This window comes from Curtobacterium sp. UCD-KPL2560 (assembly GCF_001705035.1).
Taxonomy (GTDB): domain Bacteria; phylum Actinomycetota; class Actinomycetes; order Actinomycetales; family Microbacteriaceae; genus Curtobacterium.
This window is the reverse complement of sequence record NZ_MCIG01000056.1, coordinates 1-21,112: the sequence shown is the minus strand read 5'-3', so window position 1 is coordinate 21,112 and position 21,112 is coordinate 1. Positions and strand designations below refer to the sequence as shown.

Annotated in this window: 18 protein-coding genes and 1 tRNA gene; 15 read left to right on the top strand and 4 right to left on the bottom strand. The window is 72.9% G+C overall.

Annotated features, from left to right (window positions below):
* Positions 1-232: 232 nt before the first annotated feature.
* Positions 233-748 (top strand): 6-phospho-3-hexuloisomerase, encoded by a 516-nt coding sequence (hxlB, locus tag BEP24_RS12345; protein WP_253181677.1) that lies wholly within the window; start codon positions 233-235, stop codon positions 746-748.
* A 76-nt stretch (positions 749-824) separates the two neighbouring features.
* Positions 825-1,463: a 3-hexulose-6-phosphate synthase gene (hxlA, locus tag BEP24_RS12340; protein ID WP_065963813.1), complete on the top strand. Its 639-nt coding sequence runs from the start codon at positions 825-827 to the stop codon at positions 1,461-1,463.
* A gap of 169 nt (positions 1,464-1,632) precedes the next feature.
* On the opposite strand, the gene BEP24_RS12335 is transcribed toward hxlA, so the two are convergent.
* On the bottom strand, positions 1,633-3,045 hold the full coding sequence (locus BEP24_RS12335) for a PepSY domain-containing protein (RefSeq protein WP_065963810.1): 1,413 nt from the start codon (positions 3,043-3,045) through the stop codon (positions 1,633-1,635).
* Between the two features lie 183 nt (positions 3,046-3,228).
* Here BEP24_RS12335 and BEP24_RS12330 point away from each other — a divergent pair, with 183 nt between their 5' ends.
* Both BEP24_RS12330 and BEP24_RS12325 read left to right on the top strand, forming a co-directional pair.
* On the top strand, positions 3,229-3,699 hold the full coding sequence (locus BEP24_RS12330) for a BLUF domain-containing protein (protein WP_065963807.1): 471 nt from the start codon (positions 3,229-3,231) through the stop codon (positions 3,697-3,699).
* A gap of 103 nt (positions 3,700-3,802) precedes the next feature.
* On the top strand, positions 3,803-4,426 hold the full coding sequence (locus BEP24_RS12325) for a ScbR family autoregulator-binding transcription factor (protein WP_065963805.1): 624 nt from the start codon (positions 3,803-3,805) through the stop codon (positions 4,424-4,426).
* A 24-nt stretch (positions 4,427-4,450) separates the two neighbouring features.
* On the opposite strand, the gene BEP24_RS12320 is transcribed toward BEP24_RS12325, so the two are convergent.
* A complete protein-coding gene (locus BEP24_RS12320) occupies positions 4,451-4,879 on the bottom strand; it encodes a BLUF domain-containing protein (protein ID WP_171898807.1) in 429 nt (142 codons plus the stop codon).
* A 112-nt stretch (positions 4,880-4,991) separates the two neighbouring features.
* Here BEP24_RS12320 and BEP24_RS12315 point away from each other — a divergent pair, with 112 nt between their 5' ends.
* Genes BEP24_RS12315 through BEP24_RS12305 form a run of 3 tightly spaced genes read left to right on the top strand, consistent with a single transcriptional unit; the run spans position 4,992 to position 7,036 of the window.
* The gene (locus BEP24_RS12315; protein WP_065963801.1) at positions 4,992-5,702 is read left to right on the top strand and encodes an MSMEG_4193 family putative phosphomutase; all 711 of its coding nucleotides are present in this window, start codon (positions 4,992-4,994) and stop codon (positions 5,700-5,702) included.
* 33 nt (positions 5,703-5,735) lie between these two features.
* Positions 5,736-6,263: a DUF3090 domain-containing protein gene (locus tag BEP24_RS12310; protein ID WP_065963798.1), complete on the top strand. Its 528-nt coding sequence runs from the start codon at positions 5,736-5,738 to the stop codon at positions 6,261-6,263.
* On the top strand, positions 6,260-7,036 hold the full coding sequence (locus BEP24_RS12305; protein ID WP_065963796.1) for an SCO1664 family protein: 777 nt from the start codon (positions 6,260-6,262) through the stop codon (positions 7,034-7,036). Before BEP24_RS12310 ends, BEP24_RS12305 begins: the two co-directional genes overlap by 4 nt.
* Before the next feature lie 109 nt (positions 7,037-7,145).
* Here BEP24_RS12305 and BEP24_RS12300 read toward each other — a convergent pair whose 3' ends face one another.
* The gene (locus tag BEP24_RS12300) at positions 7,146-9,164 is read right to left on the bottom strand and encodes a VWA domain-containing protein (RefSeq protein ID WP_065963795.1); all 2,019 of its coding nucleotides are present in this window, start codon (positions 9,162-9,164) and stop codon (positions 7,146-7,148) included.
* Positions 9,157-10,527 carry an AAA family ATPase gene (locus BEP24_RS12295; RefSeq protein ID WP_065963792.1) on the bottom strand — a complete coding sequence of 457 codons (1,371 nt, stop codon included), beginning with the start codon at positions 10,525-10,527 and terminating at the stop codon, positions 9,157-9,159. Before BEP24_RS12295 ends, BEP24_RS12300 begins: the two co-directional genes overlap by 8 nt.
* A gap of 181 nt (positions 10,528-10,708) precedes the next feature.
* On the opposite strand from BEP24_RS12295, the gene BEP24_RS12290 reads away from it, so the two are divergent.
* The 8 genes from BEP24_RS12290 to BEP24_RS12255 all read left to right on the top strand — a co-directional run bounded on the left by BEP24_RS12290 (position 10,709) and on the right by BEP24_RS12255 (position 20,687).
* Positions 10,709-12,157, top strand: a complete 1,449-nt coding sequence (locus tag BEP24_RS12290) for an MFS transporter (protein WP_366556886.1) — start codon at positions 10,709-10,711, stop codon at positions 12,155-12,157.
* Positions 12,158-12,306: 149 nt separating this feature from the next.
* Entirely contained in the window at positions 12,307-12,981 is a 675-nt protein-coding gene (locus BEP24_RS12285) for a GntR family transcriptional regulator (protein ID WP_065963789.1), read from the top strand.
* 486 nt (positions 12,982-13,467) lie between these two features.
* Positions 13,468-13,557, top strand: a tRNA-Ser gene (locus tag BEP24_RS12280).
* A gap of 159 nt (positions 13,558-13,716) precedes the next feature.
* Positions 13,717-14,706: a type IV toxin-antitoxin system AbiEi family antitoxin gene (locus BEP24_RS12275; RefSeq protein WP_083230332.1), complete on the top strand. Its 990-nt coding sequence runs from the start codon at positions 13,717-13,719 to the stop codon at positions 14,704-14,706.
* Positions 14,651-15,517, top strand: coding sequence for a hypothetical protein (locus BEP24_RS12270; RefSeq protein ID WP_141693455.1), 867 nt, complete (start codon positions 14,651-14,653; stop codon positions 15,515-15,517). The genes BEP24_RS12275 and BEP24_RS12270 overlap by 56 nt, the downstream gene beginning before the upstream one ends.
* 429 nt (positions 15,518-15,946) lie before the next feature.
* Positions 15,947-16,939, top strand: coding sequence for an AAA family ATPase (locus BEP24_RS12265; protein WP_065963784.1), 993 nt, complete (start codon positions 15,947-15,949; stop codon positions 16,937-16,939).
* Positions 16,939-18,270, top strand: a complete 1,332-nt coding sequence (locus BEP24_RS12260) for a DUF58 domain-containing protein (protein ID WP_065963782.1) — start codon at positions 16,939-16,941, stop codon at positions 18,268-18,270. Before BEP24_RS12265 ends, BEP24_RS12260 begins: the two co-directional genes overlap by 1 nt.
* Positions 18,271-18,449: 179 nt before the next feature.
* Positions 18,450-20,687 (top strand): DUF3488 and transglutaminase-like domain-containing protein, encoded by a 2,238-nt coding sequence (locus tag BEP24_RS12255; RefSeq protein ID WP_141693454.1) that lies wholly within the window; start codon positions 18,450-18,452, stop codon positions 20,685-20,687.
* Positions 20,688-21,112 lie beyond the last annotated feature (425 nt).

Here is a 21,112-nt window from a genome sequence, read left to right as displayed (position 1 = left end):
GGCACTCCCCGGGGACGTCGCGCACGGGGCCCGCGCGATCGTCCGGACGGCCGTGCTCGCCCTCGTCGACGACGGCGTCGCGCGGCGGGTCCGCATCCAGTGGGACTGCGACGGCCGGAACCTCCTCGTGCAGCTCCGCGACGACGGCGCCGGCACCGCCGACCACGGGAACGCGGGCGACGACGCCACGACGGCCGACGCCCTGGAGCTCATCGCCGACGAGCTCCAGGACCTGGCGGACGCCGTCCTCGACGCCGACCAGGCCCCGTCCGAGCGCGCCCTCGAGCTGCTCGCCGACGCCGAGCGCGTGTTCGTGCACGGCGCGGGCCGGTCGGGGCTCGCGCTCCGGATGACCGCGATGCGCCTCATGCACCTCGGGCTCGAGGTGCACGTCGTCGGCGAGGTCACGACCCCCGCGATCGAGCGGGGCGACGTGCTCCTCGTCGCGAGCGGCTCCGGGACGACGAGCGGCATCGTGCAGGCCGCGCGCACCGCGGTCGACGTCGGCGCGCGGGTCCTCGCGGTGAGCACGACCGACGACTCCCCGCTCGCGGCCCTCGCGGACACGACGCTCGTGCTGCCCGCGGCGACGAAGACCGACCGCTCCGGCACGGCCTCGGCGCAGTACGCGGGGAGCCTCTTCGAGCAGGGCGTCGTGCTCCTCGGGGACGCCCTGTTCCACGCGCTCTGGCAGCGCAGCGGTCACGACGCCGACGACCTGTGGCCGCGGCACGCCAACCTCGAGTGACCGCCCCGCGGCGTGCCGCCCGAGCGTGACCACCCGTTCCGACACCCCCACGAACCACCACCGGAAGGACACCACCATGCAGCTCCAGTTCGCCATGGACACCCTCACCACCGAGCACGCCCTCGAGCTCGCCGGCAAGGCCGCCCCGTACGTCGACGTCATCGAGCTCGGCACCCCGCTCATCAAGAGCGCCGGCCTCTCCGCGATCACCGCGGTCAAGCAGGCGCACCCGGACAAGGTCGTCTTCGCCGACCTCAAGACGATGGACGCCGGCGAGCTCGAGGCCGGCATCGCGTTCGACGCCGGTGCCGACCTCGTCACCGTCCTCGGCGTCGCCGGGGACAGCACCATCGCCGGCGCCGTCAAGGCCGCGAGGGAGCACGGCAAGGGCATCGTCGTCGACCTGATCGGCGTCGAGGACAAGGCCGCCCGCGCCAAGGAGGTCGTCGCACTCGGCGCCGAGTTCGTCGAGATGCACGCCGGGCTCGACGAGCAGGCCGAGGAGGGCTTCACCTTCGAGACGCTGCTCCGCGACGGCGAGGCCTCGGGCGTGCCGTTCTCGGTCGCCGGCGGGATCACGCCCGAGACGGTCGGCGCCGTCCAGGCGTCCGGCGCCCGCATCGCGGTCGCCGGCAGCGCGATCTACAGCGCCGACGACGTTGCGGCCGCCGCGAAGGCGCTCCGCGACGCGATCACGGAGTCGGCCTCGGCCTGATCCGCACCAACCTGACGGACGGGAGGCGCGGTGCCGGCTGGCACCGCGCCTCCCGTCCGTCACACGGTCACCCCGGTGCGCGACCGGAACGAGGCGACCAGCGCCTCCCGTCCGTCAGCCGGTCGCGCCGGTGCGCGACCGGAACGAGGCGACCAGCGCCTCCCGTCCGTCAGCCGGTCGCGCCGGTGCGCGACCGGAACGCGGTGACCAGCGCGTCGACCAGCAGGAACCCGAGCAGGGTGACGCCCACCGTCGGCAGCAGCAGCGCGAGCCCGATCGCGACGACCACGACGGCCACCGCACCCCACCAGGGCGCGCGGGCGAGCGCACCCTCGGCCGGTGCGCGGCCGACCCGGCCGCCCGGGACACGGCGCTGCCACCACATCACGTAGCCGAAGACCACCATCGCGGCGATACCGAGTGCCGCCAGGAGCAGGACGATCTGGTTCGGCAGCCCGAAGAGCGCGCCCATGTGCGTGTTGACGCCGAGCTTCGCGGCCTTGGCCATCAGCGGGTAGTCGTCCCACGAGACCCGTGACACCGCGGTCATCGTGCCCGGGTCGACCGCGACGGCGTTCATCGCGACCGGCCAGCTGAGCTTGATCTCCTCGACGGTCCACGCCTGGTCGGTGGTCGCGGCCGGTCGGATGCGCACCTCGTCGGCACGCACGCCGGACGCCCGGGCGACGGCGAGGACCTCGTCGAACTGCTCGGGCCTGATCGTGGCGGGGGTGCCGGCGGCGGTCGTCCCACCGCCGTGGTGCTCGGCGTGCTCGCCGGCCGACATCGACATCGCCGCCGCGCTGCCGAGCGTGGTGTCGACCGTGGGCGCCTGCCAACTGAGCGCCGAGCGGAGCGCCGTCACGTTGTCCCCGGCGAAGTGCGACCACGTGATGCCCGTCGCCGACAGGAAGAGCGCGCCGAGGAGCACCCAGGCGCCCGTGGCGGCGTGCCACGAGAACGTGCGGCGGTACCCGCGGGCGCGGTTGTCGGGCACCACGAGGTCCCGCTTGCGGCGTGCGCGACGGATCCGGAAGGCCCAGAGCGCGATCCCGGCCAGCGACACGATCCCCAGCCAGGACGCGGCCGTCTCGCTGTAGAGCCGTCCAGCGTCGCCGAGGAACAGGCTGCGGTGGAACGTGCTCACCCAGGTGCGGAACGGCAGTGACCCGGACGTGCCGTACACGGGCAGGTCGCCGCGGACCTCGGCGTCGCCCGGGTCGACGAACACGGCGCGGGTCTGCGACTCGAGCAGCCCCGCCTCGCTGAACTGCACGCGGGTGGTCGCGCCGGGCCCGGGGGCGGGACGGACCTCGACGACGGTGTCGTCCGGGTGGTGGGCGGCCACGTACCGCTCGGCGGCGGCGACCTGGTCGGCGAGCGGCCGTGCGGACGCGGTCGACGACGCCGTGAGCTCGTGCTGGTACAGGACCGGTTCGATCGACGGGGCCAGCGCGTAGACGGCTCCGGAGAGCGCGGCGACGAGGATGAAGGGGCCGACGAAGAGTCCGGCGAGGAAGTGCAGGCGGAGCAGGAGCTGGGCGAACCAGCCCCGTGACGGCGGCGGAGCGGTGCTGGGCATCGGGGCGCGGGGTCCTGTCGGGCGGAGGGCGCGACACCGTGCCGCGCGACCGTGATTCTACGAGATGTAGAAGCACGATGCGAACCGGACCCGAGCGGCGCGCCCATCCGGTCTCCGCACTCGGGTGCGGTGTGCGGACGACCGCGTTGACCGGTGTCCGCGGGTGGACGGAGACTGGCGCCGATGACATCGCTCTCCTCCCACGTGTACATGTCCGTCGCGGTCGACGACCTGACGGACGACGCCCTCGTCGCCATGCTCCGTGAAGCCCGACTGCGCAACGAGGCGCTCGGGGTCTCCGGGCTCCTGCTGGCCAAGGGCGGGCGGTTCATGCAGGTGCTCGAGGGGCCGACGTGGAGCGTCGCCGACCGGTTCGCCGCGATCGAGCGCGACCCCCGGCACCACGGCGTCAAGTCGCTGTCCCGCGAGACGATCGACGCCCGCCGCTTCGACGGCTGGTCGATGGCGTTCGGCAACCCCTCGGACGTCGAGGTCCGCGACGAGCCCGGCTTCAGCACGTTCCTGACCGAGCGCTCCGGGCTGCCCGCGGGGCTCGCCGGAAGCCCGGCCGACTGGCTGCTCCGGTGGTTCCGCGGGCGCGACCTGCAGGAGCTGCCCGAGGAACGCGTCTCGCTCGCGCGGCACGCCGCGTAGCCCGACCGCAGGGCGTCGCACGCCCGGCCCGGGTGGCGACCACCCCCTGACTGGAGGCGCGGGGCTGGCAGGCACCGCACCCGGCGTCCGTGAGACTGGACCCGTGGACCGACGCGAGCAGATCCTGGTGGCCGCGGCCGAGGAGATGGACCGTGTCGGCTACGCCGCCACGACCATCGCCACCGTCGCGCGCCGCGCCGGCGTGCCGCAGGGGACGCTGCACTTCCACTTCCCGACGAAGCTCGCGCTCGCCCTCGCGGTGATCGACGAGCAGAACGCCCGGACCTTCGCGTCGGTCGAGCACGCCGACGCGTCGCCGACCGCGGCGCTCGTGCGGGCGTCGAAGGGCATCGCCGACCAGCTCCGGACCGACCCGATCGTCCGGGCCGGCATCCGGCTCTCGCTCGAACGCGGGGAGTTCGCCGGGGCGACGTCGTCGTTCTACGAGCAGTGGATCGGCGGGATCGTCGACGTCTTCCGCCTCGCGCTCGCGAGCGGGGAGCTGCGGACCGACCTGACCGCCGAGGAGCTGGGCGGGTCCGTCGTGCCGTACTTCACGGGGGTGCAGCTCGTGGCCGAGGTGCGGAGCGGCCGGGCCGACCTGGACCCGGCGGTCGCCGTGATGTGGCGCGTCGTCCTGGCTGCCACCGCGGCTCCCGCGCACCGGGCACGGTTGCTCGCGGTGGTCGAGGAGACCTTCGACAGGGCCGGGGTCAGCGGTCGGTGACGGGTCCCTCGCGGACGGGTCGGGTCAGCGGTCGGTGAGCTCGCGGTCCCGGAACCACTTGAGCAGCCAGGCGGCGCTCGTCCGGTCGAACTCGCGCGTGAAGTCCATCGTGCCGGACAGGAACGGGCTGAAGCCCTCCTCGCCGTGCAGGTCGGCGTCGTCGAGCGAGCGGTAGGCCATCGACCACCCGTCGAACCGGCGGCGCTCGATGTCCTCGCGGACGAGCGACTTCACCTCGCCGTGCCGCGGGTCGCGGCAGATCGCGGCGAAGCGGTCGTCGACGCTCCACGCCGGCCCCTCGAGCAGCTGCATGAACCGGCCGCCCTTCGCCACGAGCAGGCCCGAGACACCGAGGGCCTCGTTGCGCAGCCGTGACCCGCGCAGGAGCTCGGCCAGGGCGTCGTCGTCGAAGGGCACCGCCGAGCGGCTCATGTAGACGATCGAGACGAGCACCGGACCATGATGGTGCATCGCCCCGGGAGCGCCGGACACTGTCCGCGAGCCGCACGGCACGAGCTCACCCCGGCGGCGCCCGGGCACGCGGTGGCCGCCTAGGATCGAGCGCATGGCGACCGTCCTCCTCCTCCGGCACGGGCGCACCACGGCGAACGCGACCGGTGTGCTCGCCGGCCGGACCGCCGGGGTGGCCCTCGACCGCGTCGGCCGTGAGCAGGCCGACCGCGCCGCGGCCCGCATCGCGCCGATCCCGCTCGCCGCCCTCGTCACGAGTCCGCTCGAACGCTGCCGCCAGACGGCCCGCGCGGTCCTCGCCCAGCAGCAGGGCGACCCCGAGGTGCGGGTCGAGCGCGCGATCACCGAGGCGGACTACGGGCAGTGGCAGGGCCGGAAGCTCGCCGACCTGGCGAAGGAGCCGCTCTGGCGGACCGTGCAGGCGAACCCGAGCGCGGTCGTGTTCCCCGGCGGCGAGTCCATGCAGACCATGCAGTCCCGCGCGGTCGCGGCGATCCGCCGCATCGACGCCGAGGTCGAGGCGGTGCACGGCCCGACCGCGGTCTGGGTCGCGGTGAGCCACGGCGACATCGTGAAGTCCGTGCTCGCCGACGCGCTCGGGATGCACCTCGACCTGTTCCAGCGGATCGCGGTCGGACCGGCCTCGGTGTCCGTCGTGCGCTACGGCGAGCACCGGCCCGAGGTGGTCGCGACGAACACCGACTCGGGTGACCTCGCCTGGCTCGCCGCGGCCCCGGCGCCGTCGGGCGACGCCGCGGTCGGCGGGGGAGCGGGCCACGGGGAGCCGGACTCCGCGCGACCCTGAACACGTGCACGCGGGCGCTCCTACAATCGGGGCATGCCCACCATCGTGCACGGCTTCGACTGGCCGGAACGTCTCGTCGTCGGGACGGTCGGCCGCCCGGGTGAGCGCGCCTTCTACCTGCAGGCCCGGGACGGCAAGCGGGTGACGAGCGTCGCCCTCGAGAAGGAACAGTCCGCGGTCCTGGCCGACAAGGTCGCCGAGCTGCTCGACGAGGTCGCCACCGTGGAGGACAACCGCTTCAGCGTGCCGCCGTCCGCGCCGACCGAGCTCCGGGACGCCGGACCGCTCGACCAGCCGGTCGAGCCCGAGTTCCGCGCCGGGGCCCTGAGTCTCGGTTTCGACCCCGCGACCGCGCAGGTCGTCATCGAGGCGTACCCGATCGACGACGAGCTCGAGATCGTCACCGAGACCGACGAGGACGGCGACGAGGTCGAGTCCGTGGTCGAGATCCCCGAGCCGGCCGAGGTCTTCCAGGTCAAGATCCCCGTCGGCAGCGCCCGCGCCTTCGTCGAGCGGACGCGCGAGGTGGTCGCCGCCGGACGACAGCCCGGCGACGCATGAGCGACGGGTCGCCCGCGCCCGACGGGGCCCTGACGATCCGCGCCCGGATCCGCGAGGCGTCGAACGCCACCTTCCTCGCCGAGCTCGACGGCGAGTCCGTCGTCTACAAGCCGGTGCAGGGCGAGAAGCCGCTCTGGGACTTCCCGGACGGCACGCTCGCCGGCCGCGAGGTCGCCGCGTTCCTCGTCTCCGAGGCGTTCGGCTGGGGCGTCGTCCCGCCGACCTGGCTCGGTGACGGCCCCTTCGGCCCCGGCATGGTGCAGCGCTGGCAGGACGTCGACCCCGACCAGGACGCGGTCGACCTCGTCCCGACCGACGAAGCAGACGCCGAGGGGTCGCCCTGGCTGCCCGTCCTCGAGGCGATCGACGAGCACGACCGGCCGGTGACCCTCGTGCACGAGGACACCGCGGCCCTGCGCCGGATGGCGGTGTTCGACGTCGTCGTGAACAACGCGGACCGCAAGGGCGGGCACGTCCTCGCGATGCCCGACGGCCACCGGTACGGCGTCGACCACGGGCTCGCCTTCCACGTCGAGCACAAGCTCCGCAGCGTGCTGTGGGGGTGGATCGGCGAACCGCTCGACGCCGACGAGCTCGAGGGACTCGACCGGGTGTCCGAGGCGCTCCGCGGGGACCTCGGCACCGCGCTCGAGGAGCACCTCACGCCGGCCGAGATCGACAACACCCGGGCTCGGTGCGCCGCGCTCCGCGCGGTCGGGGTGTTCCCGCCGCCGCCGGGGCACGGCCCGGCCGTGCCCTGGCCCCTGTTCTGACCCGCCGCCGCCCCGTCGGTCCCGCCGGGTCGCGCGCGAGGTGCGTGGCGCCGGACGGGAGGCGCGGTGCCGACCGGCACCGGGCCTCCCGTCCGTGGGGTGGTCGCGTCTAGGTCCCCCACTCGTCGCGGGGGAACCCGCCGGTCCCGCCGTGGCGGGACCCGAGGTACGAGCCGACGACGGCGACCCCGAGATCGTCGTTCTCCGGCGCCACCACGGTGCCGTCGACCCGGCGTGCCATCGCGTCGACGAACCGCGCGAGCCCGGGGTCGTCGCCGAGGCGGAAGAACGTCGTCTGCGCGCCGAGCCGTCCGGCGTTCTCGAGCTCCCGGACCGACAGGGCGATCGTCACCGGGTCGGGCGGGTAGCCGAACCACACCTGGCCGTTCGGCTCGAGGTGCGACGTGGGCTCGCCGTCCGTCACGATGAGCAGCACCGGCTGGGCGGCGGGGTGCTTCCGGAAGTGCCGGTTCGCCAGGAGCAGGGCGTGGTGCAGGTTCGTGCCCTTGTCCCACTGGGCGTCGAGGCCGACGAGCTGCTCGACGTCCATCACCTCGGCTTCGCGACCGAACGCGATGAGCTGCAGGTCGTCGCCGCGGAACCGGGTGCTCACGAGCGTGTGCAGCGCGAGGGCTGTGCGCTTCATCGGGACCCAGCGGTCCTCCATCGCCATCGAGAACGAGGTGTCGACGAGGAGCGCCACGCACGCCTGCGTCCGGGCCTCGGTCTCCTGGACCTCGACGTCGTCGATCGTCAGTCGGACGCCGGGGCCGCTCCGGCCGTCGGCGGCGGTGCGGACGAGCGCGTTCGTGATCGAGCGGGGGAGGTCCCACGTCTCGGTGTCGCCGAACGCCCACGGACGGGTGGCGCCGGACGGCTCACCGGACGCCCCCGAACGGCGGAGGTCACGCGCGCCCTGCCGGCCGGACATGCGCTCGGCGACGTCCTCGAGCAGGCTCTTGCCGAGCTGTCGCATGGCCTTCGGTGTGAGGCGGAGCTGCCCGTCGGTGCCGCGCTTCACCGCGCCCGAGTTCCGCAGGGCCTGTTCGAGGGCCTGCAGGGTCTTCGCGTCGACGGCCGCCTCGTCGCCGAGCTGCCGCTGCAGCGCGTCGAGGTCGAGGTCCGCCAGGTCCGAGCCGGGGCCGGACTGCGCGAGCTGGTCAGCGAGGGCGTCGAGGTCGGCGATGTCCTGGAACACCCCGGTCCCGTCGCCGAGCCCGAGGCCCTGCTCGCCGTCCATGCGCTCCGAGCCGCCCCAGTCCTCGCCGGGACGGAGCGAGCGGAGGGTGTCGTCGAGCTGGCCCAGCTCGCGCATCAGGTCCGGCGAGCCGAAGGCCTGCTGCGCAAGGGCGTCGAGCTCGTCACGCTGCTCCTGCGTCATCGAGTTGCGCATCCGCTGCGCGGCCGCGGCCCGGGCGGCCAGGTCGTCGAGCAGTTCCTCGACGTTCGCCGGGTCCGACGGGAAGTGCTGCCCGTGCCGGGCCATGAACGCGTCGAACTGCTCCTGGGTGTCGGTCCCGTCGCGGTGGTCGGCGAGCAGCTGGTTGAGGTCCCGCATCATCGCGGCAACGGCGGCGCGGTCCTCGTCGGTCGCACCCTCGAGGGCCTGCTTCATGCCGGCGAAGCGCTGGTCGAGCACCTCCCGGCCGAGCAGGTCCTTGATCGCCTCGTACCGCTGCCGGGCCTGCGGGCTCTTCCAGTCGTAGCCGCTGAGTTCCTGCACGGCGGCCGCGGGCGAGGGTGACAGGCTGTCGAGCTGCACCTCGGCGAGGGCACGGTCGGCGTCGTCGATGTCGACGTTGCGCGCGAGCTCGCCCCGTTCGGCGAGGACGGCCTCGTCGAGGAGCCGCTGCACCTGCTGCAGCGTGCCGTCGAGGTTGTTCCGGCTCGTCAGCTCCCGGCGCCGCTCGGCGACACGGCGCATGAGGTCGTCGAGGCCGCGCTGGGTCGCGCCGCCGCGGCGGAGGAACTCCCGGATCGCCCGCTCGGGCGAGGTGCCGCCCATGACGTCCTCGCCGATGGCGTCGAGCGCCTCGGACAGGTCGACCGGGGGCGCGAGCGGGTCGGGCCCGCCCTCGTACGGGCCGTACCGGGCGTCGCGGCTGAGGCGCCGGTTCTGCCTAGCCATAGACGGCCTCGCCGCCGCCCGACTCCTTGCTGATCCGGCGGGCCAGGAAGAGTCCTTCGAGTGCGAGTTCGATCGCGCCGGCACGCTCGCCGTCGTCGGTCGCACCGAGGCGCTCGCACACCTGGTCGTACAGGTCGGACTCGCCGATCGACGGCAGCCCCTCGAGGAACGCCCGCGCGCTGACCTGCTCGCCGGTGGTCACCATGGTGCCGCCGTCGAGGGCCTCGATGAGCACGTCGAAGTCGAGCCCCCGGAAGCGGGAGCGGACCGTCTCGGCCGTCGCGGTCCGGAGCAGGTGCTCGAGGACCTCGTCCGCGCGGTCCTCCTCGCCGTTCTCGAACTCGATCTTGCCGCCGAGCACGTCGACCGCCGTCTCGAGGTCGATCGGCCGGGCCACGGCGTGCTCCTCGCCCTGCCGTGCGGCACGGTGCACGGCCGCCGCGGCGATCGTCTCGGCACCGGCGATCGCGAACCGGGCGCTGACACCGCTGCGCTGGTCGACCGCGCTGGACTGCCGGAGCGCACGGGTGAACCGCGCGAGGATCTCGACCAGCGCGTCCGGCACGTCGGCGGTGAGCTGGGCCTCCTGGCGGATGACGGCGACCTCGTCGGCGAGCTCGATCGGGTAGTGCGTGCGGATCTCGGCGCCGAAGCGGTCCTTGAGCGGCGTGATGATCCGGCCGCGGTTCGTGTAGTCCTCGGGGTTTGCGCTCGCGACGACGAGCACGTCGAGCGGGAGGCGCAGCACGTAGCCGCGGACCTGCACGTCGCGCTCCTCCATCACGTTGAGCATCGCGACCTGGATGCGCTCGGCGAGGTCGGGCAGCTCGTTGATCGCGACGATGCCGCGGTGGCCGCGGGGGATCAGCCCGAAGTGGATCGTCTCCGGGTCGCCGAGGCTGCGGCCCTCGGCGACCTTCATCGGGTCGACGTCGCCGATGAGGTCCGCGACGCTCGTGTCCGGCGTCGCGAGCTTCTCGACGTAGCGCTCGTCACGGTGGCGCCACGCGACGGGCAACGCGTCGCCGAGCTCGGCAGCGCGGCGGATGCTCTCGGTCGTGATCGGGTCGAACGGGTGCTCGCCGAGCTCGGAGCCGTCGATGACCGGCGTCCACTCGTCGAGCAGGCCCTGCAGCGAGCGGAGCAGGCGGGTCTTGCCCTGCCCGCGTTCACCGAGCAGCACGAGGTCGTGCCCGGCGATGAGCGCACGCTCGAGCTGGGGGACGACCGTGGTCTGGAAGCCGTGCAGGCCGGGCCAGGGGTCGCGGCCCTCGCGGAGAGCCTGGAGGAGGTTGTCGCGGATCTCGGCGCGGACCGACTTCTGGACGTGTCCAGCAGCGCGGAGCTCGCCGACCGTGCTCATGGTTGGTCGGGTCACGCTTCCGACGGTACGCCCGCGCACCGACACGGCGGACGGGAGGCGCGTGGCGGGCCCGCCACGCGCCTCCCGTCCGCTTTCACTGCACTTCCCTGAACCTGTGAGGCCGTAAAGCTGCGACTGATCTGGCAACCCGCCTTGAGAACCCGGAGTACGTTCCGCCCTCGTGAGCAGTGCGACGAACGGGGCGATCACGAGCCTGGTCCCCGCCAGGATGGACAGACTGCCGTGGACGCGGTTCCACTGGAGCGTGGTGGTGGGGCTGGGGGTGTCGTGGGTCCTCGACGGCCTCGAGATCCAGATCGTCTCCAACGCAGGGTTCCAGGCGGACCTGCACCTGTCGACGCAGCAGGTGACGCTGCTCGGCACGATCTACCTGGTCGGCCAGGTGGTCGGGGCGCTCGTGTTCGGGCGCATGTCCGACCGGCTCGGGCGCCGGAAGCTCTTCATCCTCACGCTCGCGATCTACCTGATCGGTTCCGGCATCGCCGGGCTCGCGCAGGACTTCTGGTTCCTCGCGGCCTTCCGGTTCGTCGCCGGGCTCGGCATCGGCGGTGAGTACGCGGCGATCAACTCGGCGATCGACGAGCTCATCCCGTCGAAGTACCGCGGCCACGTCGACATCGCGATCAACGGCACCTACTGGGGTGGCGCGGCGCTCGGCGCCTTCGCGAACATCTACCTGCTCGACACCGCGAACTTCTCGGAGGACATCGGCTGGCGCATCGGGTTCTTCCTCGGGCCGGTGCTCGGCATCGCGATCATCTTCCTGCGACGCCACATCCCGGAGAGTCCACGGTGGCTGATGACCCACGGCCGCGAGGACGAGGCCGAGCGGACGGTCTCCGAGATCGAGGACTCGGTCGAGCGCTCGACCGGGCAGCGGCTGCCCGAGGTGGACCGGTCGAAGGCCCTGACGGTGACGCCGCTCGACAAGGTCGGCTTCCTCACGATCGCGCGCGTGCTGCTCAAGCAGTACCCGACGCGCACGCTCGTGGGCGCGACGATGATGATCACGCAGGCGTTCCTCTACAACGCGATCTTCTTCACGTACGCACTCGTGCTCACGAACTTCTTCGGGCTGAAGACCGCGGAGACGTCGATCTACTTCTTCCCGTTCGCCATCGGCAACCTGCTCGGCCCGATCATCCTCGGTCGCTTCTTCGACACCTGGGGTCGCCGGCAGATGATCTTCCTGACGTACCTGGTGTCCGGGCTCGTGCTCGCGACCTCGGCGTTCCTGTTCCGCGCCGACGCGATCAGTGCCACGGTCCAGGTCGTGTTCTGGTGCGTGTCGTTCTTCTTCGCCTCGGCCGGGGCGTCGAGCGCGTACCTGACCGTGAGCGAGATCTTCCCGCTCGAGCTGCGGTCGCAGGCGATCTCGTACTTCTTCGCCCTCGCGCAGATCTTCGGTGCCGTGGCACCCGCGATCTACGGCGCCTTCATCGGGGACGGGTCGTCGCGTGAACCGCTCTTCTGGGGGTACCTGCTCGGCTCGGCGGTGATGATCGCCGGCGGGGTGGTCGCGCTCGTGTTCGGCGTGGACGCGGCGCGCAAGGGCCTGGAGGACATCACCCAACCGCTGTCGGTCCTGACGGAGTCGAGCAAGAAGTAGCATTTCGTACTCAGAATGTTCTGCGACGAGGGTCCCGTGCTGGGACCCTCGTCGCATGTCCTTCCTCCACAGGCCGACCGCAACCGTCCCGGTCCACGGGTCACCCGATGCCGCACGCACTGGTGGTCGTCGTGCTTGAGCCTGGGTGGATGGACCACGCACCGACAGCAGCCTCCGGGGGGAACGGCGACCCCACCGGCATCCAGCGCGGGCTGCTCCGGGACGCCGTCTTCCTGAAGCTGCTCGAGAACGTGCTGCGCGGGGTGTACCGGAAGGGGCAGCGGCTCCGGCTCGACGACATCGCCCGGGACATGGGGGTGTCGCGGACGCCGGTGCGCGAAGCCCTCGTGCCGCTCGAGTCGCTCCGGCTCGTCAGCGTGCAGCGGTACGTCGGGGTCGTCGTGGCGCCGTGGACGGTCGCGCAGATGGTCGAGCGGCTCCGGCTCGCCCGTGCCGTGCTCGGTGACCCGCCCGTCGGCGGTCCCGCGGAGCCCGGGGCGTTCGACGCGTGGCTGCTCCGCGACTGCCGGTCCGAAGCCGGGGCGCTCGTCGAGCTCGGCACGTGGTGCCTGCGGCGGCGCGGGTCGATGGTGAGCGCCGACTGGCTGTTCGCGCAGCGGCCCGTGCTCGACACGTTCTTCACCGACGACGTCGCGGCGGCGAACGGGATCGATGCCGTGGTCGGGCGACGGGTCCGAGCCGAACGGGTCGAGCGTGCGGTCTCGGCTGCCGAGCGGGACGACCTCGACGGGTGTGCCGCGGCGCTGGTGGAGCTCGCGTCGGACCTCATCGCGTTGCCGGGGCGGTTCCGTTCGGTGGCGTGAGGCGGGCGGCGGTGTGCGCGAGGACTGCGGCGACGGGGGTGCGCTTCTCGGCTGTGTGCAGCCGGCGGAGCGGGAGCGCGGGAGGTTGTCCGGCGTGCTGCTCGCGCGTGCTGCGCCCGCCGTGAGGAGCGCCCCGAGCGCGTGCGGAGCACCCAGAGCGGGGGCGCGGACCGGGTCCGCGCCCCCTGGCCGTCCCTGTCCCGGCGCCGCGATCGGGTGCGCGGGGCCCGGGTCGGTCGGGGACGACGTCCGGTGCTGTGTCGCGACTGCGGGGGAACCCCGGAATGTGATGGTCGCGGCTCGATGAGACTACGGACCGGGGTACGTCTCGACAACCCCCTCGTGTCCCCACTTGAGGGGACCGGCGGGATCGAGGGGTGCGGCGGTGCGTCCCGCGGTGTGGTGCGACGGTGTCTCGGCCGTGTCACCGGGTCGAGAGGACGCCCGTCCTCCTGTATGGTGGGGTGAGCGTTCGCGAGAGCGCACGGAGACGTCGCATAGTCCGGCCGAGTGCACCACCCTGCTAAGGTGGAGTCCCCTTTGAGGGGACCGAGGGTTCAAATCCCTCCGTCTCCGCACATGGCGAAACCCCCGCTTCGGCGGGGGTTTCGTCGTTCCAGGTGTCAGTGCGCCCTATGTGCGCGCTCCGTGCGCAAGCTTCGAACGTTTCGTGCCCGTGTTCACTTTTAGGCGTAGTTCAACTATTTTGAACATGTGGACCTATTGAACGCCGAAATGCACGGCATCGTGCGAGAAGTGGAAGAACGCCTCCGAGTCATGGGGCTGGACATCTCTGCGTCGGGTCAGATCGATGGGGTCCAGAACCTCGGGATCTGGGATGCCGAGTTGCAGCGACGGGATACCTCGTGGCGGCGCCCGGTGCTCGCCGCGATCGTGCCGTCGATGACGCTGAGTTCCTACGATCAGATCCCCTGGCCTGCGGGGGATGGACGGCCGCGGCTGCTCATCGGTCCGAGGGTCACCACTCAGAGCGCAGACCGCTTCCGTGCGCTCGGTGTGAACTTCGTCGACACCGTCGGGAACGCCTTCATCCGGGACGAGGCGCTCCTCATCGATGTACGGCGTCCCGGAGGTGCAGCCGTGTCAACCGCTTCCGCGCCTGGAGACGTCAACCTCTTCAGTATCAAGCGCTCGCAGGTGCTGTTCGCGCTCCTCACATGGCCGGGTCTGGTGGACGCTCCACTCCGCCGCATAGCCGAGGCTTCCGGTGTCTCGATCGGCTTGGCGAAGGAGGTCGTCGATCACCTGTCGCAGCGTTCGGGAGATGTGCGCGACCTATGGCCGGGCGGCCGGTCGCGCGACCGCTTCGTCGATCAATGGGTGGCGGCTTTCCCCAGCGGGCTTGGAGCGTCTCGACGGACGCGCCGCTTCGTCGCGCAGACACTGGACGTCGGGCCTGCCGACGGCGTCCAGATCGCGGTCAGTGGCGAGCGTGGAGCGCCGTGGATCCGTAGCCCTGAGACTCTCTCTGTCTGGGTCCGTCCGTGGGACCCGATGGTCGCCGTCCGGAATCGTTGGCGGAGCATCGGCGAGCCGAACGTCTTCGTGCGTGAGATGTTCTGGCGAGCGCCGTCCGCGGGCGATGCATCGATCACGCTCGCGCCGCCGTTGCTCGTGTTCGCGGAACTGATGGCGATGAACGACAGCCGTGCGCGAGAAGCCGCCGAGGAGATCCGCTCTCGAACCGGGCTCGTCGATGCCTGAGGGGGATCGGTTGGCGGTCGTGGACGCCGTCGTGACGGAGCTCGTCGAGGGAGCTGGCGTCGTGTCCGAGAAGCTGATGGTGATCGGAGCGGAAGCCCGAGACCACCTGCACCACGACGTCTTCGCGTCCGATCTCCCGGTGAGAGGAACACAGGACGTCGACGTCGCCCTCGCGATCGATTCGTGGACCGACTACGAGAGGGTGACCTCGGGCTACTCTCCGACGGGGGCCAACGGGGTGCGCTACTTGGTTGCTGAAATCCCCGTCGACTTCATGCCGTTCGGCGAAGCTGTCGAGGAACCCGACGGCGTTGTCGTGCCCGCATCTCGTCGGGAGGAGATGAGCGTGTTCGGTTTTCAGGATGTCTTCGCCGACGCCGCGGAACTCGTGCTCCCGAGTGGGTACCGGGTGCGCGTTCCATCGGCCCCGGGCTACGTGGCTCTGAAGCTCAGAGCTTGGGTCGACCGGTCATCGTACGACGACAAGGACGCGCGAGACCTGGCGCTCGCAGTTGAGTGGTACTGCTCGTCCCCAGAGATGGTCAACGAGCTGTGGGACGAGGTCGAGGACGCCGTGTTCCTCGAGTACGAGTCCGATACCGACCTGGTCGCGGCCAGGCTGCTCGGACGGAGAGCCGCCGCCGTGCTCAGCCCACCTCGAGCTCGCGAACTCGTCGACCTTCTCAACCGCACGCCCCTCCTGCCGACGCAGTTCCTCGCGACGTCCACCGACAGGCGGCCGCTCCGAGAACGGCAGGCCCGGGCTGATGCGCTCGTGCGCGGTTTCGTCGAGACCGCTGTCGGGGGATGATCGACGACCGACAGCGCCCTCGCGGACGTGGCTGGGTGGTCGAACCGCACGGGGACCGGACGCCACGCCTGAACGACGGTCTCGAGCTGCACCGCCCCCGTGTGCCACTCACCAGACCCGGGTCTCCCGAGGTCGGCACAGCGAGGCTGCTCAGTGGCCGACCGATGGCGCTCGGCATGCAGCCGCAGGTGGATCGACGGGCCGGTCGAAGTGGCCGCATCTTGCGGCCCGCCGGCCGACCGGCGGACGCGACCGGCGCCTCCCGGCCGATGGTCCGACCACCGCCGGCCGACCGGCGGGCGCGACCCGCGCCTCCCGGCCGTCCCGCGACGACCGTTGCGTTCCCGGACACCTGCCTGGCGGCGTACCGGTGGCTGTCACCGCCCCGATGTAGCATCACCGGACCTGTCCCGAGACGAGGAGGCCCGCGTGCCGGACCCGACCGACCCCGCCTTCCCGATCGAGCACGTCCGCGCAGTGGGCGACGACATCGTCGAGTCGGTCTCCACCGTGGTCGACGGCAAGGTCGAGGCGATCCGCACCGCGCTGACGGTGATGCTCGCCGAGGGGCACCTGCTCGTCGAGGACGTGCCGGGCGTCGGCAAGACCGTCCTGGCCAAGGCGCTCGGCGCATCGGTCGGCGGGACCGTGAACCGCATCCAGTTCACCTCGGACATGCTGCCGTCCGACGTGACGGGCGTGAACGTCTTCGACCAGTCGTCGGGCACCTTCCGGTTCTCGCCGGGGCCCGTGTTCGCGAACGTCGTCATCGGCGACGAGATCAACCGCACGAGCCCGAAGACCCAGTCGGCACTGCTCGAGGCGATGGCCGAGGCGCAGGTCACGGTCGACGGCGTGACGCGACCGCTCGACTCACCGTTCATGATCGTGGCGACGCAGAACCCGATCGACATGGAGGGCACCTACCCGCTGCCCGAGGCGCAGCGCGACCGCTTCATGGCCCGGATCACGATGGGCTACCCGAGTGCCGACGCGGAGCGCCACATGCTCGCGAGCCGCGGGACCCGCGACCCGTTGACCTCGCTCCGGCCGATCGTCGACGTCGCGACCCTGCGTGCCGTCGTGCAGGCGGTCCGTGGTGTCCACGTCGCCCCCGACGTCGAGGCGTACATCGTCGCGATCGTCCGGGCCACGCGGACCCATCCCGACCTGCTGCTCGGCGCGAGCCCCCGGGCGACGCTGCACCTCGCCCAGGCCGCCCGCGCGCACGCGGCCCTGCTCGGACGGCCGTTCGTCACCCCGGACGACGTCGCGCACCTCGCGCCGGTGATCCTCGCGCACCGGCTCGTGCCGGTCGCCCGCGGCCTCGGCGGGAGCGGCGACGACACCGCCCGCGACATCGTGGTGCGCGTCGTGTCGGAGACCGCCGTGCCGTTCACGGCGGCGCCGGTCCGCTCCTGATGTCCCGCCCCGACGGGCCGTCCGCGGTCGCCCTGCGCTCCGGGGCCGTGCGGTCGTGGGGGACGCGGTACGGCCGGCGCGGGCTGGCGCTGCTGCGGCGGACGCCGTTCCCACGGCCGACCGCCCGCGGGTGGACCGTCCTCGGGTCGGGCGTCGCGCTCGTCGGCGGCGGCCTCGTCTCGAGCACGAGCGTCGCGGTGTCCGCGGGGCTGCTCCTGCTCGTCCTGCTCGTGCTCGGCGTCGTGATGGCGCTCGTCGTCGCCGCACCGCTGCGCGCGACCCGGACCACCGCGCGGGGCATGGTCCAGGTCGGCGAGGTGCACCGCGAGCGGATCACGCTGCGCGGGACCTCGCTGCCGATCGGCCCCCGCTCCACGCTCCTCGTCCGGGAGCAGCTCGACGACGCGTTCGCGAGCGTGTCCGACGCCGAGGTCCTCGCGCTCGTCGGACCGAACGTGCCGCCGGCCGTGCTCGACGTCGAGGCGCTCGCGGTGCACCGCGGCCGTGCGGTCGTCGGCCCCGTGACGATCCGCGTCGAGGACCCGTTCGGCCTGCTCCGCATCGACCGTCCCGTGGTCGCCGCCGAGGAGGTCGTGGTCGTCCCCGCGTCGACCCCGCTCGGCGCGATCGACACGGGTGCCCTCGCGGGTGCGGTGTCCGCCGACGAGGGGCGCGTCGGTCAGGGCGGCTCCGCCGACGACAGCGAGCTCCGGCCCTACCGGCAGGGTGACCCGATCCGCCGCGTGCACTGGGCACAGAGCGCGCGCCGCGGCGAACTGCACGTGCGGCAGACCAGCCAGGCGCAGCCGCCCGAGGCCGTCATCGCCCTCGACGTGCGGCGGGAGTCGTACCAGAGCCTCGGTCGCGACGTCCTCGCTGAGCTCTCCGACCTCGGCGGCGATGCGGCCTTCGAGCACGCGGTCGTGGTGGCGGCGAGCGTCGCGCGGGCGCTGAGCGCACGGACGTCGCGGGTCGTGCTCGTCAGCGACGCCCCGGACGGCCGCTCGCGCCACGCGGGCGACGCGGGTGGCCTCACCGACGTGCTCGTGGGGCTCGCCGACGTGCGGGTGCGGTCCGACGCGCGCGACGTCGCCGAGGTGCTGCCCGACGTCCGCGGGCGGGACGTGCACGGGATGACCGCCGTCGTCACCGGGCGGATCACCGCCGAGCAGGCGGCCGAGCTCGTCTCGCAGACCAGCGGGTCGAGCCGGGGCATCCTCGCGACGATCGTGCCGCCCGAGCCGGCGGTGCGGGGGATCCTCGACCGCGGTGGGTGGCGCACCCTGGTCGTGCCGGTCACCGGTGCCCGTGCACCCGGGAGCCTCCGGTGAGCGGGGAGCGAACCACAGGCGGGGGACGTCCGGGGCGCGGGCCGTCCGTCGCTGACCGGGACGGTGTCGGCGGCCGCGGTCCCGGGACCGGGTCCGGACCCGGCGGCCCTCGTCGCGACCGTGCCGTCGACCGACCCGACGCACCGAGCGCCTGGCTCGTCGCGCTGGCGCCGGTCCCCGTGCTCGTCGCCGCCCTCGCGATGCGTCCGCTCGTGCAGGGGATCGGGTGGTGGCTCTCCGGTGTGGTGTTCGCCGCCGTGCTCGTCGCAGCGCTGCTCACCGTTCGCCGTCGCGCCCCCGGCGTCCGCTTCGTCGTGCTCGTCGCGGTCCTCGTCGCCGGGTCCTGCGCCGCCGCGGTCCTGAACGACGTGCACCCGCTCGGGTGGCTCGACCGGCAGGGGGCACTCGGCGAGGCCATGGCGGCCATCCGGCTCAACCCCGCGCCGCTGCCGCAGACCGACGCGATCCGACTCGTCGTGACGATCGCGATCGGGTGGGTCGCGGGCGTCGCGCTCTTCCTCGCGGCCATCGCACCGACCGTCGCGCTCGCCGCGGTCCCGGCGCTCGTCGTGCTCATCGTTCCCGGCGTGATCACCGGGCAGCCCGCACCGGCGGTCCTCGTGGTCCTGGTCGGGATCGCCTTCCTCGCGTTGCTGTGGCTGTCGGTACGACCCGTGCAGCGAGCGTTCCCCGCTGCGGTGGTCGGCGCCCTCGGCCTGGTGGTCGCGGTCGGCCTCCCCGCCGTGGTGCCGCTCAACGCGGGCTGGTTGTCGGGCGTCACCGGGTCGCTCCAGTCGCCGATCCAACCCGGACGTCCCGGGACGCTGCTCGAACTCGGGCAGGACCTGCGCCAGCCGAACGAGCTCGAGGTGCTGCGCTACCGCTCCGCCGACGGCCGCCCGGAGTACCTCAAGCTCGCCGACCTCGACGAGTTCGGCACGGGCGACTGGGTCCCGACGGTGACCGACGCGAGCACCTCGTCCACGGCCGACCGGCAGCGGTACGCCCTCGGGGTCAACCCGCGGCTGGCGAACCGCGGCGACGTGACGATCCGCATCACCGGACTGTCGAGCAACTACCTGCCCGTGCCCGCCGGTGCCATGTCGCTCACGTCGCAGTCGACGAACCTCGACCTGGCGCAGTGGCGGTGGATGGGGGACTCGAACACCGTCCGGTCGACCGGACCGACGACGCAGCGCGGGTCGACGTACGAGGTCTACGGTGCGTCGACGTCGTCCGGCGAGTACCTCGACACGATCGCCGAGTCCGGCCTGCTCGGTCGCGCCGACGGCCGGGGCTTCGAGACCCCGAGCCGCGCCCAGCTGAAGACCGACCTGGCCCTGCCGAAGGACCTGCCGGAGGACATCCGCTCCGCGGCACAGCGCGTCGCCGGCAGCGGGTCGAACGACTACGAGGAGGCCCGGGCACTCGAGCAGTGGTTCCGCAGCGACCTGTTCACCTACTCGGAGACCGCCCCGGTCGAGCAGGGCTACGACGGCGACAGCATGGACGTGATCGACACGTTCCTCAAGGTCCGCGAGGGCTACTGCGTCCACTTCGCCTCGTCGATGGCGGTCATGGCCCGCACGCTCGGCATCCCGTCGCGCATCGCGGTCGGGTACCGGGCGAGTGGCGACCGCACCGAGGACGGCGAGTACACGGTGTCGAACCGGCAGCTGCACTCGTGGCCCGAGCTCTACATCCGCGGCGCCGGGTGGGTCTCCTTCGAGCCGACCCCCGACTCGGACGCCGCCGCGCAGCCGTCCACCGGTTCCTCGGCCACGCCCGCACCGGCCGACCCGGAGACGCCGCTGCCCGCGCCCGGCCAGACCGCCCCGGCCGAGGCCACCCCGACCCCGACCGCCTCGGCCTCGGCGGCCCCGGATGCGACGGCGTCCGGCACCGGTGGCGGAGGCTCCGGTCCGGCAGGACTCGTGCTCGGGCTCGTCCTCGCGCTCCTCGTGCTGGCCGCGCCCGCCGTGGTCCGGGTCACACGGCGACGGCGACGGCTCGCAGCGATCCGAGCCGGTCGCGCTCCGGCTGCGCACGCGTGGCGCGAGGTCCTCGACGACGTCGCCGACCACGGCTTCGCGCCCGGCTTCGCGCCGCCCGGCGACGCCGCCGCGGCCGCCCGCACCGCACGCGCGGTCCTCGGCCGGTTGGCGCCGAGCATGCCGGTCACGGTGCTGCCGCACCTCCGTGCCGTCGTCGACGCGGTCGACACGGAGCGGTTCGCGCCAGACGGGGCAGCTGCGGTGGACGTCGGTGCGGTGCACCGGGCCGTCCTGGAGGCGCGGATCGCCCTGGACGCGTCGGTCTCCCGTGGGCGCCTGGCCCGGGCACGGCTGCTCCCGCCGAGTCTGCTGCCGTCGTCGGCGTGGTCGCACGAGGGGCGGCGGAGCCGCCGCACCGCGTAGCGGCGGCGCCCGCCCGCCGCGGCACCCGCCGCTGCCGACGCCGATCGGCGCCGCGCACAACCGGAAGCAGGTCGCGCCACGGAATCTCGTGGTGCGAGGTGCTTTCCGTTGTTCGCCGCGTAGCGGCGGCGGCGCTCTGCTGTCGGCGCTGCGACCGCGCTGCGACCGCGCTGCGCGCCGCCTGCGCGCGCGACGCGCGCGCAAGCGAAAGCACGTCGCGCCACGGAATCTCGTGGTGCGAGGTGCTTTCCGTTGTTCGCCGCGTAGCGGCGGCGGCGCTCTGCTGCCGGCGCGCTGCGCGCCGCCCGCGCCGGCTGCGCGCGCGACGCGCGCACAGGCGAAAGCAGGTCGCGCCACGGAATCTCGTGGTGCGAGGTGCTTTCCGTTGTTCGCCGCGCAGCGGCGGCGGCGCTCCGCGCAGCGGC